Origin of the sequence: Chitinophaga rhizophila (genome assembly GCF_019492185.1) — a bacterium.
GTDB classification, from domain to species: Bacteria; Bacteroidota; Bacteroidia; order Chitinophagales; family Chitinophagaceae; genus Chitinophaga; species Chitinophaga rhizophila.
The window spans coordinates 971,360-991,667 of the sequence record NZ_JAICCF010000004.1; the positions used below are offsets into that span (position 1 = coordinate 971,360).

Here is a 20,308-nt window from a genome sequence, read left to right on the forward strand (position 1 = left end):
TTATAGTACTTTGTATAAAATATCAATGATCTGAGCAGCACTGGTACCGTCGCCATATGGATTCACGGCCTGCGCCATCTGCTCATATAGCTTATCATCATCCATCAGGGCGATGCTATTGTCCACAATAGCCTGACGACTGGTACCCACAAGTTTAGCAGTACCTGCATCTATACCTTCAGTACGTTCAGTTACTTCACGCATAACCAGCACCGGCTTACCAAGTGCGGGAGCTTCTTCCTGTATCCCACCGGAGTCAGTCAGCACGAGGTAGCTCTGTTTCATGAGCCACACCAGGTAAGGGTAGTCCAGCGGTTCAATAAGGTGAACCCCAGGCACACCCGTAAGCAGCCGTTGTACAGGTTCCTGCACCTGTGGATTGAGGTGTACCGGGTATACAATCTGCACTTTACCTTCATAGCGAAGAGCCAGATCGCGGATAGCCATACAGATTTCTTCAAATGGTTGTCCGAAGCTCTCGCGACGGTGACCTGTTACCAGTATTGTTCTTTTCGCAGGATCGAGGAAGCTGAAGTACTCTTTGTAGACGGCGGCGTCTTCAATGATATCGGCAGTCATGAGTAGTGCATCGATCACAGTATTACCCGTGACGTATACATTCTCCCGGATATTTTCGGCAAACAGGTTTTCCTGTGAATTGAGGGTTGGTGCGAAATGAAAGTCAGCCAGGTTACCAGTCATCTTCCTGTTCATTTCTTCAGGGAAAGGAGAATACTTGTTCCCGCTACGCAGCCCTGCTTCAATATGTGCAATTTTGATCTTCTTATAGTAGGCCGCAAGCGCTCCGGTGAATGCGGAAGTAGTATCCCCTTGTACTACCAGTACGTCAGGTTTTTCTCTTTCCAGTACTTCATCTATTCTTTTCAGGCCATCCGCAGTGATATCAAAAAGGGTCTGGCCGGGTTTCATGAGCGCCAGGTCCTCATGCGGAGTTACACCAAAAAAGTCCAGTACCTGTGCCAGCATTTGTCTGTGCTGACCGGTTACACATACATATGGCTGCCATTTGTCTGGTTGCTGTTCGCATGCTTTGATCAGGGGGATCATTTTAATGGCTTCGGGTCTGGTACCAAAGAGGAAAAATATCTTCTTCAAGTGTCGCTCTTTATGAATTTAGTAATAGGTTTAATATCGTTTTTCCTGGTGCGGGGTTATAAAGTTTCATAGCCGTAGCATTTGCTGCCAGGCCCATTTGCTGCCAATCAGCACGTTGCTCCCAGGCTCTTTCCATAGCGTCCGCTATAGACTGTACGGTAGCGCCGGGACTGATAAAGCCTTCTACACCTTCGTTCACCCACTCTCTGTGTCCGCCCACATCTGTCAGTACAGCAGGGCGTCCGCACACCATAGCCTCCACTACAGCAAGCGGCATGCCTTCCTGCCGGGATGGCATTAGCAGCAGGCTGTTTTTTTTCCACACAGCATTAATGTCGTTTACTTTACCATGGAAAGTTACGCGGTCGGTTAACCCGTAGAAGGCAGTAAGCTTTTTCAGATAGCCTTCATCCAGACCGGCACCGTAAATATTAAGATGCCAGTTGCGGGAGCGCCATTGTTCACGGTGCAATGCGCCTAACACAAGGTCCTGTCCTTTATGATCAGTAACGAGTATCCCTACCATGGCAAAGTGCATAGTATCTTCCTGTGGAAAGGGCTGTACGCCGATATTGCTAAGATTTACAGGGTTTCTGATGACCATTGCATTGTCAATGGGAGAACAGAGATGCCTTCGGGCAATTTCCAGGTTACCTTCTGATACAAAGAGGACTTTCTTTGCGCGTTGGTAAGCAGCGTTGATCACATCGTATCTTACACTGCCGAAACCACGTACATCATGATTGAGATTGCAATTGATGAACAAGGCAGCTGGCGTTTTATCCAGTGCTTTCAGTAACAATACGTCATCCGCAATAGAATAGGAAGTACCCACATAAAAGATTACATCGGGACGCTCTTTGAATAGGCGGTGAAACGGGTTTTGCAGCTTATTAGCTAGTAAGATTAACCCTTTGCGGAAAATACGTTGCAGGAAAGGGATGCCAGGTTGTACAAATCCACGGCGGTAAAAAAGTTTTGCTCCAAGTTCCAGCAGCCTGACAGTTTTAGGATGTGGCGGACCACATTTCAGGGCAGAGATATAGACTTCATGCCCACCCTGTAACGCTACTGCCGCCATATCAGCCCATAGCTCTTCACTACCGCCCCATGGCTCTTTAATAATGGATACAATACCTATCTTCATGGATTATCGCCGGATTTCGATCGTAAAAATAATTCCGGGCGAAGATATAGCTAATTATTCTACCCTGCCGCCGCCTACGTAATACTTTTTCCAGTAACTTTCATTGAGGTCACTGATCATCACACCGGAACTGGTAGAGGCATGTACAAATTTATCATTCACAAGGTATACCCCTACGTGAGACACTGATTTGCCATTGGTCTTGAAGAATACCAGGTCGCCCTCCTTCATCTGGGAGTTGCTTACCTTTCTTGACTTATCATACAACTGGGCAGAGCTGCCACCGGAGGAGAGCCTGAATACCTGTACCAGCAGACTATTGGCAAAACCAGAGCAATCAACTCCGTTTTTGTTTTTGCCTCCATATACATAAGGCGTACCCCACCAGTCTTCAATGAAGCGGAATAAATCCGTATTAAGTACCGATTCTACACGTACATCCAGTAATTGTGCATATTTAAATTGCCAGAGAGCAGCATTTTCCAGGTTTGAGCTGCCGGCAGTGAAATTCTTAATCTTCGCAGATCCTGTATTGGCTACATTGCTGGAAAGAGCCGCCCGGGAAATCACCATCCCTTCAATAAAGGGAGAATTACTGCTACTGCCGGACTTACCGGCCGATTTCTTAGTAGTATTACAGGATACTGCCCCCAGTGCACACAACAATACCATTACCCATTGGACCTCCTTCCTTACTTTCATAAGCCTCTCAGATTAAATAAATTTAAGCTAAGTTACTAATAATAATTGTTTTTAAAGTGTTTTACCCCCTGCCAGGGAAAGGCCCGACCATCAAGCAACAACAACAACTAATCGTATAGTCAGACGTTAGAATGAACGCATACATATGTCTTAAACACAGACGTTGTGGATAAATTTAACAATTCTGTGTTCCTAAATTGGGCGAAGTGTCGGATTTTTGCGGAATGATCTTTTCCCACTTACACGTTCATACACAATATTCGCTGCTGGACGGCGCGGCAGATATCAAATCATTGTACAAGAAAGCCATGGCCAGCAACCAGCCGGCACTGGCCATTACGGACCATGGTAACATGTTTGGCGTATTCCAGTTTGTGGCAGAAGCCTACAATAACAGGCTCAATCCCGAAGACCCGAAGGACAAGCGCCTGAAGGTTAAGCCAATCGTAGGCTGTGAGTTCTATGTGGTGGAAAACCGCTTTAAACGTGCTTTTACCCGTGAGGAGAAAGACATCCGTAACCACCAGGTGCTGCTGGCAAAGAATGAGGAAGGATACCGAAACCTCATTAAGCTATGCTCCCTCGGGTATATGGAAGGGCTGTATGGTAAGTATCCCCGCATTGACAAAGAACTGATTCTACAATATCATAAAGGGCTGATCGCAACGACTTGTTGTCTTGGCGCTTCAGTACCGAGAACCATCCTCAAGAAAGGAGAAGAAGCCGGAGAAGACGAATTTAAATGGTGGCTGGACATCTTCGGAGAGGATTATTATGTTGAATTACAGCGACATGGCATTCCTGAGCAGGAGAAAGTGAATGAATCCCTCATCAAATTTGCCAGCAAACACAACGTAAAGATCATTGCCTCCAATGACTCCCACTACGTTGACCAGGCAGATGCGAACGCACACGATATCCTACTGTGTATCAATACCGGAGAAAAGAAGAGCACTCCTACCATGAAGGACTTCTCTGATGATGACGTCTCAATCAAGAATAAGCGCTTTGCATTCTACAATGATCAGTTCTACTTCAAGACTACTGAAGAGATGAGCGCGCTTTTCCATGACCTGCCGCAGGCTATTGATAACACGAACGAGATTGTTGATAAAGTGGAGCTGCTGGACCTGAAAAGGGATATCCTGCTCCCAAACTTCCCGATACCAGCCCCCTTCCTGACACAGGACCAGTACCTACGTCACCTGACTATGGAAGGTGCACATAAGAAGTATACAGAAGTAACCGCCGAAGTAGAAGAGCGATTGAACTTTGAACTCAATGTAATCGAGAACATGGGGTTCGCAGGTTATTTCCTTATCGTATCTGACTTCATCAAAGCTGGACGTGATCTTGGCGTATTTATAGGCCCTGGCCGTGGTTCTGCTGCCGGTTCAGCGGTAGCCTATTGCATTGGCATTACCAATATAGATCCGATTAAATATAATCTGCTGTTCGAGCGTTTCCTCAACCCGGAGCGTAAGAGCATGCCCGATATTGATACGGACTTCGATGATGAAGGCCGTCAAAAAGTTATTGACTACGTTGTACAGAAGTATGGTAAGAACCAGGTAGCCCAAATCATTACCTATGGCACCATGGCTGCCAAAATGAGTATCAAGGACGTAGCCCGCGTAATGGATCTGCCCCTGGCAGAATCAAATATGCTGGCTAAAATGGTTCCTGACAAGCCAGGTATACAGCTCGACCGTATCTTCAATGCGCCTATCGACGATGGTGAAAAGAGTCTCGCGGAAAAAGAAGGCCTCGGACCAGAAGACCTGGAAAATGTAAAGCGCCTTCGTGAACTGATCAAAGGTCAGGACCTGCAAGGTGAAGTATTGCGGGAGGCATGTGTACTAGAAGGATCAGTACGTAACACCGGCATCCACGCGGCAGGCATCATCATTGCGCCGAAAGACCTGTATGATCTTATACCGGTATCTACCGCCAAGGACTCTGACCTGCTGGTTACACAGTTTGAAGGTAGTATCATCGAAAATGCCGGTGTAATTAAGATGGACTTCCTGGGTCTGAAGACCCTTACCATTATAAAAGGAGCCCTGGAACTCATCAGGATTAATCATGGTATAGACATTAGCATAGACGACATCCCGCTGGATGACATTAAGACATATGAATTGTACCAGAAAGGGGAAACCAATGCTACCTTCCAGTTTGAGTCTGCAGGTATGCAGAAATACCTGCGCGAGCTAAAGCCTGACCGATTTGACGATCTTATTGCGATGAACGCCTTGTACCGTCCGGGACCACTGGAGTACATTCCTTTGTTCATTCGTCGTAAACACGGCATGGAGGAAACAGTGTATGACCTCGCTGAGATGGAGGAATACCTGAATGATACTTATGGTATTACGGTGTACCAGGAACAGGTAATGCTACTGAGCCAGAAATTGGCCAACTTTTCCAAAGGTGATGCGGACGTACTCCGTAAAGCCATGGGTAAGAAGCAGAAGGCGGTTCTGGATAAGATGAAGAAGCAGTTCATGGAAGGATGTGCTACCAATGGCCACGACCTGAAGATCTGTGATAAAGTATGGACTGACTGGGAGGCATTTGCATCTTACGCATTCAATAAATCCCACTCTACCTGTTATGCATTCGTAGCTTATCAGACCGCTTATCTGAAAGCGCACTACCCTGCTGAATACATGGCTGCAGTACTGAATAACGCCAGTAATATTGAAAAGATTACCTTCTTCATGGAAGAAGCTAAACGCATGGGTATAGACGTATTACCTCCTGATGTAAATGAATCTTTCAAAGGCTTCGCTGTGAATAAACAAGGGCAGATCCGGTTCGGTCTGGCCGGTTTGAAAGGCGTAGGTGAAGCTGCTGTAGAAAACATCCTGGAGGAAAGACAGAAAGGGGGACCTTATAAGAACATCTTTGAACTAATTAAACGTGTGAATCAGCGTGCGGTGAATAAGAAATCGTTGGAGGCCCTGGCCATGTCAGGCGCATTTGACTGTTTTCCAGAACTACATCGTGCACAGTATTTCCATAAGCCAGAGAACGATACTACCACCGGTCTGGACAAGATAGTCAAGTTCGGGCAACAGGTGTCTGCCGGGGCGGCCACTTCTATGAGCAGTCTGTTCGGAGCAGAAGATATGCCTGATATTGAGCCACCTAAAATCCCTCCTTGCGACCCTTGGCCACTGATCCTCAAGCTGAACAACGAGCGTGAGGTAACTGGTATTTATATCTCCGGGCACCCATTGGATGACTACCGCTTTGAGTCTAAGTACTATAACATGAATACGGTTCAGGACCTGGTTGAATACCAGGCAGACCTGCAGGCTCCCGGTAATGCGAAAGCGGGAAGGGAACGAAACTTCAGACTGGCTGTCTATGTGACCGGCGCTCAGGAGCGTATATCCCGGAATAACCGCCAGTTTGGCATCATGACTATTGAAGACTATACAGGTAAGTTCGAGTTTGCCCTGTGGAGTGAAGACTTTATTCGTTTCGCTCCATACCTCAAGACAGGCTTGTGTTTGTTCATTAACGGCGGCTTTAAAGCCAAGCGATTTAATGATGCAGAGTATGAGTTTAAGGTAAATGGTATCCAACTACTGCAGGAGGTCAAAAAGACACATACCAAGAAAGTAACCATGGTCACAATGCCCAAATTCATTACCCGTAACCTGGTGGACTTCCTGGTGGACAACATCAATAAGTACCCGGGTACAAGCGAATTGTTTCTGCAACTGATTGATCGTGATGACAACATGCAAGTTAAACTGCATACGTTCAATAAGCATATAGAGATGAATGATGAGCTGGCGCATTACCTTTCCAAACAGCCTGACGTCGATATCTATATAGATACAATCAATAAGTAGGGGTAGTAAAATGCCCTAATTTGCATGAGCAAGCGGCGCACGTTTACAAACAAATACCGGCTGTCAAAAAAGCAGTAAATTACATCCGGTTCAAATATTGAATGAATATATTTGCATTTATAAATTTATTGCAGAACTTTGATTTACTATAATTCATAAATTTAAATATCATGGCATTAGAATTCACAGATTCAAACTTCCAGACAGAAGTATTGGACTCCGATAAATTGAGTGTGATAGATTTCTGGGCAGAGTGGTGTGGTCCTTGTCGCGCTATCGGTCCGGTTATTGAAGAACTGTCAAAAGACTATGCTGGCAAAGTAAACGTTGGTAAAGTTAACGTTGACCAGAATCCTCAGCTGTCTATCAACTACGGTATCACGAGTATTCCTGCTATCCTGTTCATCAAAGGTGGCCAGGTTGTAGACAAACAGGTTGGTGCTGCGCCTAAATCCGTTCTTGAAAAGAAAATTCAGTCTAACCTTTAATAGGTTTAAAACTTTTCATAAAGAAAGCCGGTCCGTTTATTCGGGCCGGCTTTGTCATTTAAAGCAGTTAGCTACACCGCACCTCTCGTGTCTGCGCATACACCGGGGATGCTTTTGCTTATAGAACTATTTCACGAAGTCAATCCCTCAATATTCATCTGCAATTATCGCCTGGCAGTCGCCTAGCACTTGTTATCAAAGCACTAATAACGGGTAACAACTGCCTTAGACATGTCATTACATGCAGCCATCATATAAACCATATAACTCACAATTTGTGCTTCCAGTCCGAAGAAACGGTGATATTCCAAGAATATCTATACACTGGTTGGCTGCAAACAGTCTGTAATTACTACACCTTTATAATTAACCATTTACAGAGCTGCTCTGCTACTATAATAATATTAAGTATGTCGTTCATCATTAGCACCTCGATATCGGAGATCAACCATAGTACTGATACAACTAAACGGCGCTTCTTCCACTTCCAATCCATAATATCATAAGACACAACTTCCGTCACCAATATTACACATGCCGCCGGCAATTATCACTTCCCTACATTCAATTAATTCCCCGTCCTATCCGACACCCAAAGGACGTCAAATCCTTATTTCATCATTAGATCTTCAATATGACCTCAACCGCAGAAGCAAACAGCGCTCCTGTTACTTATATACTATAATATCATAAAACACAGACTTCAGCACAGCTATTACACGGGCCGCCGGCAATTAGCACTTCCCTACATTCAACCCATTGCCCGTCCTATCCGACATTAGAAGGACGTCGAATCCTTATTTCATCAGTAGCTCTTCAATATGACATCACCCACAAAAGCACACAACGCTCCCGTTACTTATATACTGTAATAATATAAGGTTAAGCCTTGACCACCGCTATTACACAGGCCGCCGGCAACTAACACTTCCTTACAGTTAACCAATTCCCAATCCTATCCGACATTAGAAGGACGTCGAATCCTTATTCCATCAGTAGCTCTTCAATATGACATCACCCACAAAAGCACACAACGCTCCCGTTACTTATATACTGTAATAATATAAGGTTAAGCCCTGATCACCGCTAGTACTCAGGCCGCCGGCAACTACCACTTCCCTACATTCAACCAATTCCGCGTCCTACCCAACACTGGAAGGACGTCAAATAGCTCTTCCACCAATAGTCCGTCAATAGGATACATGCACCGTACGTCTAGCATAAACGACCGTCACCGCCTCCACGCTAACACCTTAATAATATAAAACACGGCCTCCATCACCAGCGGACAAAATATAATAGCCAATCGGCAATAGCCATCATTCCGTCTGGCTCCACAAAGCAACAACAGTCGTCCGTTAGCATTGTAGAAAGGGCTCTTCATATAACATAGAAAACTACCACCCGATAGTGACACCAATACCTTTACCATACCATCATTAAAACAAGCTGCCCGGAAGAATAATACCTTCCGGGCAGCTTGTTTAATATATATACTTCATTCAGGACTCGCTACCTTACTAGTGTAAGCGCTCCTTTCTGCTCACGTGTCGTGCCGGAATCCTCGAGGAAGGTGTAAGTAATCTGGTACACATAATTACCTGCAGGCTGCTGCTTCTCAGTGAAGGTACCATCCCATCCCTGGCGTAAGTCGCTGGTTCTGAATATCAACTCACCCCAGCGGTTATAGATATGCATATTAAACGTGGCCAGCCCCTGCCCTTTTACCCGAAAGATGTCATTAATTCCATCTCTGTTAGGCGAAAAGGCGGTGGGGATAAACAACGAATGCCGCTTATCTACATATACTGTCACAGTATCTGATTTGATACAGTTTAATCCATTCATCGTAAAGACAACATAGGTCGTACTCTCCGTCGGTTGTGCAATCGTGGTCGGACAATCCGTACAACTCAGTCCACCGCCCGGATGCCAGAAATAGTCAACTGCATTGATGGCATGCAGTTCTATCTTTTCTCCCAGTGCGATAGTAGTATCGTGGTTTGTAATTCTAACGGGAGGAACATCCACGTTATTGAGCGTTACAGCGTCACTGGCGGTACAGCCATTGGCATCTGTAATGGTAGCGGCGTAGTCTCCTGCCTGCAGATTTCTCACATCGGCGGAGGTTACAGGCTCGCCATTGACCTCATAAGAATAAGGTGTGGTACCGCCTGTCCCGGTCAGCTTCAGCGAGCCATTCTGTATACCGCAGGTCTCATGTCCGGCGGTGATGTCCAATGTAACGGCGGCTGGTGCTACAATGGTGACTTCGGTACTATCAATACAGCCCCCTGCTTTTCCGTAAATAGTGTAAGTCCCTTCGGGAATATCCTGGAAATCGTTGCCTGTCTGATATGGACCATCTCCCAGCGCAAACTGGAATGGTGGTAGACCGCCTGTTGCTGTCACTTTGATCTCACCATCAGAAAGCCCGTTACAGGTGGGCCCTGCTGCCGCAACAACAAAGTCAAAGTAGGTATTCGGATCCACAGTAATATCGACCAGGTCAGATACGGCACAACCGATAGAGTCGATCACTCCAATGTTATATGTGCCTGCATGCAACTGCCGGTAGGTGCTGAATCTGCTGGTATCGGTGCCATTCAACGTGTAGGTAAACGGTGGTATACCTCCCGCCGGCTTTATCATTACCTGTCCGTCTCTGTTCTGACAATCTATCTTCGTGATGTCGAAAGCAGGGTTTATTGGCTTACTGATTCTTACATCAATATCACTTCTGGCTGCACAACCGCCGCCGTTGGTAACAGTTACCGAATATCTTCCACTGGTATCAACGTTATGGGTTTTACCACCGGAGCGATCTGACCACTCATAAGTACTGAAACCATTGCCTGCATCCAATACTACAGGTACGCCATTACAACTGTACAGCGGTCCTGTTCCCAGATTTACGACGGGCGGCGGTACTACTACTATCTGCTGACAAGCAGCCCGCTGGTACGGTGTACCCTCATCCATCACCATATCTATTGTGTATGTACCTGGTTGCGTATATCTGTATGTTGGCGGAGTATTCTGTATAGAAGAAGGGATCTTGCCGGTGCAGGCGCTGAACTTCAGCCTGACTACTGTATTATTAAACGCATTCGGCACAAAAGTTACCAGGTCATCGCCGACGCGGAATACTCCGGAAAAGCCATGAGGATACCTCAATGCGCTACTGGTATTACCATAAGAAGTGGCGGTAACTGCACCTGTAATACTGCCTCCGTCGAAGTTCAGACGTAGAATATCATCTCCATCCCCGTTGGCTACCAGTCCGAATACGCCGTTACAATCATTCACTACATGGATGTCACGTGGCCGGTTCAATAAACCACCCACATTACCCAGGTTCACTGCCGTAGGGGTATTCAGTAAAGAATTACCAAAATCAAGACGGGTGATAGTATTACCCTCACTATTAGTAACAAACATATACCAGCTGTCATTGTTATTAAGCACAAAAAGACCAGTGGGGAAATCGAGGTTACCCAGGTTACCAAGATTAACGCCGGTAGGCACATTCGCCAGTGAACTACCAAAGTTTAACCGGGTAATTGTACTGCTTTCGGCATTGGTCGTAAAAGCATAATAATTGCCATCTTCCTCGAATGTGTAGATATCCGTAGGATAGGCCATTGCTCCAGGTCCTCCCCTGTTCGTACAGATCGGGGTATTAGCCAGACTGGTACCAAAATACAGTACTGCCACACTAGGATTGCCAGAACCGGCGTTACCACCAACTACTACCATGTGCCACCCATGGGCATCCTCCACAATCTGGAGTCCCTCTGTAAGCGGTGGAAGCTGTCCGCCGAAATTGCCCAGGTCTTCTGACGTGGGGGCGTTGAGCAGGCTATTCCCGAAGTTAAGACGTACAAGGCTTTGTGCATTTGTCGTTACAAAGCCGTAATAATTCTGGCCATCTTTTGCTATCTCGATGAAGACGGGAACATTCAGCATACCATTGAAATTACCAAGATTCTCGCCTGAAGGAGGCTGATAAAGTTCTCCTGAACAGAAGTTCCAATAATAAGATGTACCACCCGCAGATGTATTAGTGAGGTTAACGGGTTCGTTGACACATACGGTGTCAGGGGCTGTAAAAGCTGCTTGTTGCGCCAATACCGGTAAACCGCGGAGTAGGGTAAACAACACGCAGACCTGCATGAAAAGTCGTCGCATAGAAAAGTCGAAAAAACCTAAATAATCAAATAAACCTGCCGGAGGGGTTTGGGTCTAACGGCCAATAAGAAAATTGTCTAAAATGCGTTTATCTGATAGGAAGCTGGCAAAATTATGCCGGTAAGTTAAGGAATGATATTTAATTTGAGATATCTCATATTAGTAGGTCTCGACACTTTTTCAGATTCGTAACATCCAAATAATTATAACATCGTACCTTTTCAATAAAAATAAGCTGACAAGCAGTAATTTACCTTTCAAACTAGAACCTTGCGCAATTTTACCCTTTTTATCCTCGTCCTCCTCTATGTTATACCAGCATCAGGCCAACGTAAATGCGGTACAGAAGAAGCTATGCAACAATTTATAGCTGAGCACCCGGCATTTCAGAAAGTACGTGACCGAAAAGAGAATGTATTGCAGGAGATGACCCGTTCTGTTAAACAATTAAGGGCGCAGTCCCGTACCACATATCCGGTTGTAACAATACCCGTTGTTGTACATATCGTATTAAGAAATCCTGAACAGGTAACTGACGCACAGGTCCAGTCACAGATAGATGCCCTTAACCGGGACTATGCGGCCAGCGCTCCAGACATCGCTAACCTCCCTGCGGCATGGCGGGCAAGACTCGGCCAGGCTAACATACAGTTCTGCCTCGCTCAGCGAACTCCCGATAACAATCCTACCAATGGTATCGAAAGAATTACCACCAACCGTACCTCTTTCTCTATCTCCAATTCTGCCTCCTCAGTGAAACACGCTGCTACCGGTGGCATAGAATCCTGGAACCCGGCTAATTACCTTAATATATGGGTATGTACCCTGTCTGATAATTACCTGGGTATCGCTACCTTCCCGGATGGCTTTGCCGGAGATGAACAGGGTGTTGTCATCACACATACTGCCTTCGGCACTACCGGAAGCGCTGTTGCACCTTTCAATGTAGGCCGTACTACTGTACATGAGATAGGACACTTCTTTTCCCTGCGCCACATCTGGGGTGATGAATCTGCCTGCGCTGCCGATGATGGTATAGACGATACCCCCCTTCAAGGTACGTTCACCTATAATTGTCCGCGGTTCCCACTTACTGACAGATGTACGGTTGACTCACCGGGTATCATGTTTAACAACTTCATGGACTACTCTGATGATGCCTGTATGCTGCTGTTTACCTCCGATCAGGTAGACAGAATGCGCCTCACCCTTGAGAATGACAGATCTTCCCTCCTCTTTTCTGACGCGTGTACGCCGGTAAACCTGCAGGAGAATGATGCCTCTGTGCTGACGGTACTGTCTCCTGCCGGACAGATATGTGAGAACAATATCGTACCGCGCATTGTCCTGAAAAACCAGGGCAAGAACAGACTGACTGCCGTAAAGATCTATTACACAGTGGATAACGGACCAGTTCTTACCTACAACTGGACGGGTAACCTCGCGGCATTAAAGAATGATACACTGAGCCTTCCGGGCAGCACGCCAGGTGAAGGCCTCCATCTGCTGAAGGCCTATACCGGTTCTCCTAATAATATAGAGACGGACGGAGATCCTTCCAATGACACGGCCTGGTCAGCCTTTCAATACTACAGAGACGCTATCGCCCCATATACAGAAGGCTTTGAAGGCAACACCTTCCCTCCGGAAGGCTGGGAAATCAAAAACTATGATAACAGCTTTAGCTGGGAACAGACCTCCGACGCAGCCAAATCAGGCAGCAAATCTATTGTGATGCGCAACCTGGCCTATAATACCAACGATGCTATTGATGATATACTGACGCCTACCTTCGATCCTACAGGTAAAGACTCTGTCTTCCTGTTCTTTGATGTCGCAGCGGCAGCCTACTCCAATCTGAACGGATCGAATACCGTGTGGGATAGCCTGCAGGTACTGACCACGTCTGACTGCGGTGTAACCTTCGACAGCCTCTATAAGAAAGGAGGCGAATCTCTCCTTACCCGCAGACAGCCAGTTACCACAGACTATATACCTACAGCCTCCGAGTGGCGCAGAGACTCTATCAACCTTACTCCCATTATCAAAAAAGGACGTTTCAGAGTCGTATTCAGAAATATCAGTAATGCTGAGAACAATATCTACCTGGATAACATCAATATCGTTACGAAGAACACCCTCCCTTATCTGAAGGAAAAAGGAGTGGTAATAGGGCCGGTTCCTACATCCAATCAATTATACATCACCTTCCTTGAGGTACCTAACGATCTCGACTTCATAGCCATCTTTAATACTGCCGGACAACTGGTCGCAAGACAGCCTGGCTCATCAATCAACAATAGCAACCGTTTTATCTTTGATTTGGTAAATGAGCCAAATGGTATTTATTTTGTAAAATTAATATACAGGAATAACGTCAAGACTATTAAGATAACTAAAGTGAATTAAGCGAGATGACGACCAGAAATGACCATCCTGCGATAGCAACGCTGTTACAGGACACAAGATTGGATAAAGGGTTGAAAACCATTGGTGAGAAAGTATTATCAGCAGAAAGACTAACGCCGGAAGATGGTTTGCTTTTATTTGAAAAAGGAGAGCTTGGATTCGTGGGCGCCCTTGCCAATGCTGTGAGAGTTCGCTTGCATGGTGACAAAACCTATTTCAACCGGAACTTCCATATAGAGCCTACCAACGTCTGTGTTTTTACATGCAGATTCTGCTCCTACTCCAAATTATACAAGAACCGGGAAGAAGGCTGGGAACTCAGTATCGATCAGATGCTCGATATTGTAAAGAAGTATGACGGTCAACCCGTTACAGAGGTACACATCGTTGGAGGTGTACACCCTAAGATGAACCTGGACTTCTTCGTAGAGCTGCTTCAGAAGATAAGAGCGCATCGCCCTGATCTGCATCTGAAAGGTTTTACCGCAGTAGAGCTGGACTATATGTTCCGCAAAGCCAAAGTAAGCGTAGAAGAAGGTATGCGCATCCTGCACGACGCCGGACTGCAATCCATGCCAGGCGGTGGTGCAGAGATCTTCCACCCTGATATCCGTGCCAAGATCTGTCATGACAAGGTAGATGCGGATGGCTGGCTGCACATCCACAAAACAGCTCACCTCTTGGGTATGCACACGAATGCAACTATGCTGTACGGTCACCTGGAAGAGTTCTGGCACCGTGTAGATCATATGGAGCGTTTACGCAGTCTGCAGGACCAGACCAGGGGTTTCAACACCTTTATTCCACTGAAATTCCGCAACGGAGACAACGAAATGTCTCATATTCCGGAGGTTTCTGTAGTGGAAGACCTAAGATTATACGCTATTGCCCGTCTATACATGGATAACTTCCCCCACCTGAAAGCCTACTGGCCGATGCTGGGTAGAAATACCGCACAACTGACCCTGTCCTTTGGTGTAAATGACCTGGATGGTACTATTGATGATACTACCAAGATCTACTCCATGGCTGGTGCAGAGGAACAAAATCCTTCCATGAATACAGCGCAACTGGCTATGCTGATCAAACAGGCAGGCAGAAGACCAGTAGAAAGAGATACCGTGTATAATGAAATCAAAGATTATACGGATGTCGTATTCTCCGAAGAGGAATTGATGGCCCGTTAAAAACAAGTGTCTTATGGCAGTGTCACGATGGTTTATATTCAATGCAGGACTCATTCTTTATGTAACCGGCTGTCATACCAAAAACAGTCAGCCGGCAGCAAACAGTAATAGTGGCTCCGACGGGAATACCATCAGTGCCACTGCTGATAGCGGCCCTCCTTTCAAAAAAGAAGGTGTACTGTACTTCCTCAGTAAGGTAAATAACGACACTATACGGCAGATTGATATTGAATTTGCAGATACTGACGAAGAACGCGCCAATGGACTGATGAACCGTCGGTCTATGCAGGATTCGCAAGGTATGCTGTTCATCTTTCCGGCAGCAGAAGAACAGTCCTTCTGGATGAAGAACACTTACATTTCTCTGGATATCATCTATCTGAATGAACAGAAAGAGATTATCTCCGTCCAGAAGTATACAACGCCATTATCAGAGGAAAGCCTCCCGTCTTTCAAAAAAGCGCAATATGCACTGGAGGTAAATGCTGGATTCTGCGATAAGTATCATGTAGCATATGGCGACAAAATTGCATACACGAAGCGTGAAGATTAAGGTAGTCTGACGCGGGCATCCGCCGACAACTAAAAGCCTTTTGTATGACAGCTGCTATCGGAGTGCAAATTGAAAACAACAGGAAGTACAGGTGCTGTAATATGAAACAGCCGGCCACTTAAACAGAAAGGGATAACTGTGGATGAGCAGTGCCGACTGGCATCCTTTTATAACAGTTATACTGTTGATTGAATAAACAGGCTACTTATATAATATATTGAACCGTTCCGGGTAACCGGGGCGGTTTTTTTGTTTTAACAACACCTGATCTCCCATTCCTAAGCTGTTCCTTTCATTTAGCTGCTAATATCTATTGCCGGCATTTCGCCCTCCGGGATATGGTAAGGTGTCGTCTTGATAGGCATATTTACACTACACTATAAGGTCACTAAGAGGTCACTTGAATATCCCGGGGATATTCAAGTGACCTCTTAGTGACCTTATAATGATGGGATCATGTAAAAGATAAGACGATACCAGATCCTGTCAAAGTGAAGAAAATAACCGCCTTTCAAGATGAAGTGGCAGGGATGTTTACCTGAAAATTGATGACAAATTGAGTGGGAGCGGCGGGCGAAACTATCGTTTCCGACTTATAATTAGTACGAAAATGACGACCTAATACACACTATAAGATATTTTTTACTAAATATTGATTTTTAATCACTTACCATTAATTATCTATAGTGACGCATGAAGCAAATAGACGGTTTTAGGGTACATTGAGCACCTACAGATTGAACAATTACTTACAGCTGGCTGTTTGTTGATAACGGGCCTAAAAGCTTACCGCGTCCAACAAGTGAAAATGAATACGCAAATGATATGACAGATGTTTATATGGCCTTGAAAATGAACGTGGAATGGAGGCTCAATTCTTTTTGGTTAGACACAATATTTCGATACCTTTATGGCAGCCATAACATCTGACACCGTCTGAAAGGCTGCCAACAAATGCAAACTTTATTGGCCGTCTGATAATATACCAACACCTTCCTCCCCATTTATCCCGAGCCAACAGTCACTACTTAGTTTAAGTAATAATGTTCGTATCTCTTTAAGGAACTTATATTATTCATCTCTTAATCTTAACACGTGAAAACTATCCTGATTGTCGATGATGAGATCCAGATCTGCACCTTGCTGACTAAAATTCTCAGTAAAGAAGGGTATGAAGTTGACCATAGTGTGTCGGGTACCGGTGCCCTGAAGATGCTGAAAGATAAGACCTATGATGCTGTATTTTGTGATTACCGCCTTAAAGACAAAGAAATAGACGGCAGTGTGCTCTCTCTGAAGATCCGGGAATTAAGTCCGGCGACCGGTGTCATTGTCATGACCGGCTATCCTGATGTAAGAATTGCCATTCAGCTGATCAAACAAGGCATCTACGATTATGTGGTGAAGCCATTGAGTGCGACGCAGGTTATTCTGCTGGCGCAAAAGGTGATATTGCATCAGACCCTCTCATCCAAAGAAAAAAGTATTGAACATACCCCTCCGGCAGAAACGCCTGTATCTACGCTGGTGTCTCCCAAGGGGCAGCTTAGCCAGTTCGTTTATGGCAACAGCAATGCATCCAGGGAATTACATGTGCAGATTAAACTGATTGCGCCAACCGATTATAGTGTCGTTATTCTCGGAGAAACCGGGACGGGTAAAGAGTCTGTTGCGCATCTGATACATACCCAAAGTAAACGTAAGAACAAGCCTTTCGTAGCTATTGATTGTGGTAGTCTGTCAAGAGAACTGGCTACCAGTGAATTGTTCGGACACGAGAAAGGTGCATTCACAGGCGCAATACAGGCCAAGATCGGTGCATTCCAGGAGGCGGAAGGGGGCACATTATTCCTCGACGAAATCGGTAACCTGTCTTACGATGTGCAGACTACTCTTCTACGGGTGATCCAGGAAAGGGTGGTCAGGCCGGTAGGTACGACGAAAGAAATACCGGTGGATATCCGGATCGTTGTAGCCTCTAATGAAGACCTGCAACAGGCGGTACTCAACGGGCGTTTCCGGGACGATCTGTATTACCGGCTCAATGAATTTACCGTTAATGTTCCTTCATTGCGGCAGCGCACAGAAGATCTGCCATTATTTGTAGCGGCATTCAAGCAACTGGTGGAGACAGAGTTAGGAAGAAGCTGCGGAGATATCACGGAGGAAGTATACCAGGTGTTTTGTCATTATGCCTGGCCGGGGAATATCCGGGAGCTGAAGAATGTCATGCGCAGACTATATCTGTTGTCTACCGACAATGCCCCTGTTACCACGGCACATCTGCCCGAAGAACTACAACCGGCGCAGCTGCAAAGCAGTAGTTTTATACCGGGTAATGAGGCAGACCTTAAAAATGTCTCGCGTCAGGCAGAATATAAGAAGATCCTTGATGTGCTGCAGCAGGTAAGATTTAACAAGTCTGAGGCAGCGAGATTGATGAACATAGACCGGAAAACACTTTATAATAAACTCCATACCCTCAATATCTTATTATAGGTCCGGCCAGCCGGAACAGGACAGCGCCACAGCTATTTATGCTGAAAGCAGCTGTATGCTAATTACCTGATTCTCTTTTTACAAGGGTAGAAAGGCAGTTGCTTTTATTTTGGGCAGCTGATAGGTTTAACATATATATTTGATACCTTTGGTGAAGTCATAGAAATTTAATCTTTCTCATGGACTGCGCCAATGCTCTTCTTTTCTTCATCTTCGCAGTCGTATTGTTTCAGGTTTTGCTTTTATTTCTCTTCTATTCATTCCTACCCCAGTCATTTAATCGAGTCATATTATGATCTTTCGATCTTTTTTATAGCCCGCTGATATCTGACATTGTTCATTGAACAAGGTTGCTTATACATTACAGCAGCCCAAACTCAAAGCACTTAATTATTCAATTTTATAAATTAATCAACATGACACTTTACGTATCAAATCTTATGTCCAATATAAACGAAGATGATCTGTACGCCTCTTTTTCTCCATTTGGCAGCATCATTTCATGCAAAGTCATCAGAGATAAATATACCGGCAGTTCGAGAGGTTTCGCTTTCATTGATATGGAAGAAGAGGAAGGACAGAAAGCTATCAGCGGTATGGACAGACAGGAGATCAATGGTCGCCCTGTAAACGTTTCTGTAGCGCGTGAGCGTGCGCCAAGACCTAGCGACAGACGTTACTAATAGTTTCCGTTTCCGCTTCTTCTATTGTTTACCTCATAATCCGCACATATGCAATCGATCCTTGTCATAGATGACGAAATCAATATCTGTACGCTGCTGTCCACCATACTCGGCAAAGAAGGGTATCATGTGGAATACAGCCTTTCCGGCGCTAACGCGTTGAAAATGATGAAAGAAAGGTCTTTTGATCTTGTTTTCTGCGACTACCGGTTAAAAGACAAGGAGATTGATGGCAGTATGATCGCGCGTAAAGTATCGGAGGAACATCCTTCTACCAGCGTGATCATCATGACCGGGTATCCGGATGTAAGAATTGCGATACAGCTGATCAAAAGCGGTATTTCGGATTATGTAAGTAAACCATTTAACGCGGGCCAGCTGGTACTATTGGCTAAAAAGACATTGATGCGGCAGCAGACAGCTGCTGCATCTACCCCCTCACTTCCTTCCAACTTCCCTCCTGCAGCACCTGCCCCTCATCCGGTAGTGAAAAAAGCACCCGTTAATACTTTCATATATGGAGACAGCCGGGCGTCCAAAGACCTGCATGAGCAGATCAGACTGATAGCCTCGACAGATTACAGCGTCATCATTATGGGAGAAACCGGTACCGGCAAAGAGTCGGTGGCTCACCTCATCCACAGTCAGAGTAAACGCAAAGACAAACCTTTTATAGCTATAGACTGCGGCTGCCTATCCAGAGAACTGGGATCCAGCGAGCTGTTTGGTCATGAAAAAGGCGCATTTACAGGAGCAATAGCCGCTAAAACCGGCGCTTTTGTCGAAGCAAATGGCGGTACCCTCTTTCTGGATGAAATAGGTAATCTTACGCATGATGTGCAAACTACCCTGCTCCGTGCGATCCAGGAAAGGCTTGTGAGAGCGGTTGGAAGTACCCAGGAAATCCGGGTAGATATCCGTATCATCGTTGCTTCTAATGAAGATCTTCAACAGAATGTACTGACCGGTAAATTCCGGGAAGACCTGTATTACCGCCTGAATGAGTTTACGGTAAATGTTCCTCCGTTACGGGAACGGCAGGAAGACATGCCGCTTTTTACGCAGCTTTTCAAGCAGATGGTAGAACAGGAGCTGAGTAAGACATGCGGCGACTTCCAGGAAGAGCTGCTGGAAGCACTTTATAGATACCCATGGCCTGGAAATATCAGAGAACTTAAAAATGTTATCAGGCGTCTGTGTCTGCTGGCTGGATCGGGCGAGATCATTTCATGTCGCCACCTGCCGGAGGAGATGCAGGAGAAAGCGCTGGCACCTGTGGCTGTACAGGAAGCCCCGTTTGACCATAACGTCAACCTTAAAGAGGCTTCCAGGTTAGCTGAGTACAACAAGATCATCTCCGTATTACAGAAGGTGCGGTACAACAAATCGGCCGCCGCCAGGGCGATGAATATAGACCGTAAGACGTTATATAATAAACTTCAGTCGCTTAATATATTATTATAG

The 20,308-nt window shown here is 45.6% G+C and carries 12 protein-coding genes; 8 read left to right on the forward strand and 4 right to left on the reverse strand.

Annotation, left to right across the window (positions count from 1 at the left end):
- From wecB to K1Y79_RS23445, 3 genes are read right to left on the reverse strand one after another with little or no spacing between them, the layout of a single operon-like run.
- On the reverse strand, positions 1-1,116 hold the full coding sequence (gene wecB, locus K1Y79_RS23435; RefSeq protein ID WP_220252626.1) for a non-hydrolyzing UDP-N-acetylglucosamine 2-epimerase: 1,116 nt from the start codon (positions 1,114-1,116) through the stop codon (positions 1-3).
- A gap of 10 nt (positions 1,117-1,126) precedes the next feature.
- Positions 1,127-2,263, reverse strand: a complete 1,137-nt coding sequence (locus K1Y79_RS23440; protein WP_220252627.1) for a glycosyltransferase — start codon at positions 2,261-2,263, stop codon at positions 1,127-1,129.
- A gap of 54 nt (positions 2,264-2,317) precedes the next feature.
- Entirely contained in the window at positions 2,318-2,965 is a 648-nt protein-coding gene (locus tag K1Y79_RS23445; protein ID WP_220252628.1) for a C40 family peptidase, read from the reverse strand.
- Positions 2,966-3,171: 206 nt separating this feature from the next.
- On the opposite strand from K1Y79_RS23445, the gene dnaE reads away from it, so the two are divergent.
- Positions 3,172-6,834 carry a DNA polymerase III subunit alpha gene (dnaE, locus tag K1Y79_RS23450; protein ID WP_317197501.1) on the forward strand — a complete coding sequence of 1,221 codons (3,663 nt, stop codon included), beginning with the start codon at positions 3,172-3,174 and terminating at the stop codon, positions 6,832-6,834.
- A gap of 170 nt (positions 6,835-7,004) precedes the next feature.
- The gene (gene trxA, locus K1Y79_RS23455; protein ID WP_220252629.1) at positions 7,005-7,322 is read left to right on the forward strand and encodes a thioredoxin; all 318 of its coding nucleotides are present in this window, start codon (positions 7,005-7,007) and stop codon (positions 7,320-7,322) included.
- Positions 7,323-8,834: 1,512 nt separating this feature from the next.
- Here trxA and K1Y79_RS23460 read toward each other — a convergent pair.
- A complete protein-coding gene (locus tag K1Y79_RS23460) occupies positions 8,835-11,513 on the reverse strand; it encodes a T9SS type B sorting domain-containing protein (RefSeq protein ID WP_220252630.1) in 2,679 nt (892 codons plus the stop codon).
- Positions 11,514-11,867: 354 nt separating this feature from the next.
- Here K1Y79_RS23460 and K1Y79_RS23465 point away from each other — a divergent pair, with 354 nt between their 5' ends.
- The 6 genes from K1Y79_RS23465 to K1Y79_RS23490 all read left to right on the forward strand — a co-directional run bounded on the left by K1Y79_RS23465 (position 11,868) and on the right by K1Y79_RS23490 (position 20,308).
- The gene (locus K1Y79_RS23465) at positions 11,868-13,922 is read left to right on the forward strand and encodes a M43 family zinc metalloprotease (protein WP_220252631.1); all 2,055 of its coding nucleotides are present in this window, start codon (positions 11,868-11,870) and stop codon (positions 13,920-13,922) included.
- A gap of 5 nt (positions 13,923-13,927) precedes the next feature.
- Entirely contained in the window at positions 13,928-15,109 is a 1,182-nt protein-coding gene (mqnE, locus tag K1Y79_RS23470) for an aminofutalosine synthase MqnE (RefSeq protein ID WP_236059783.1), read from the forward strand.
- Between the two features lie 13 nt (positions 15,110-15,122).
- Positions 15,123-15,662, forward strand: coding sequence for a DUF192 domain-containing protein (locus K1Y79_RS23475; RefSeq protein WP_220252632.1), 540 nt, complete (start codon positions 15,123-15,125; stop codon positions 15,660-15,662).
- 1,095 nt (positions 15,663-16,757) lie between these two features.
- Positions 16,758-18,161: a sigma-54-dependent transcriptional regulator gene (locus tag K1Y79_RS23480; protein ID WP_220252633.1), complete on the forward strand. Its 1,404-nt coding sequence runs from the start codon at positions 16,758-16,760 to the stop codon at positions 18,159-18,161.
- A gap of 416 nt (positions 18,162-18,577) precedes the next feature.
- Complete coding sequence (locus K1Y79_RS23485) at positions 18,578-18,844, forward strand: RNA recognition motif domain-containing protein (protein WP_262903187.1); 267 nt, start codon at positions 18,578-18,580, stop codon at positions 18,842-18,844.
- Between the two features lie 48 nt (positions 18,845-18,892).
- A complete protein-coding gene (locus K1Y79_RS23490) occupies positions 18,893-20,308 on the forward strand; it encodes a sigma-54-dependent transcriptional regulator (RefSeq protein ID WP_220252635.1) in 1,416 nt (471 codons plus the stop codon).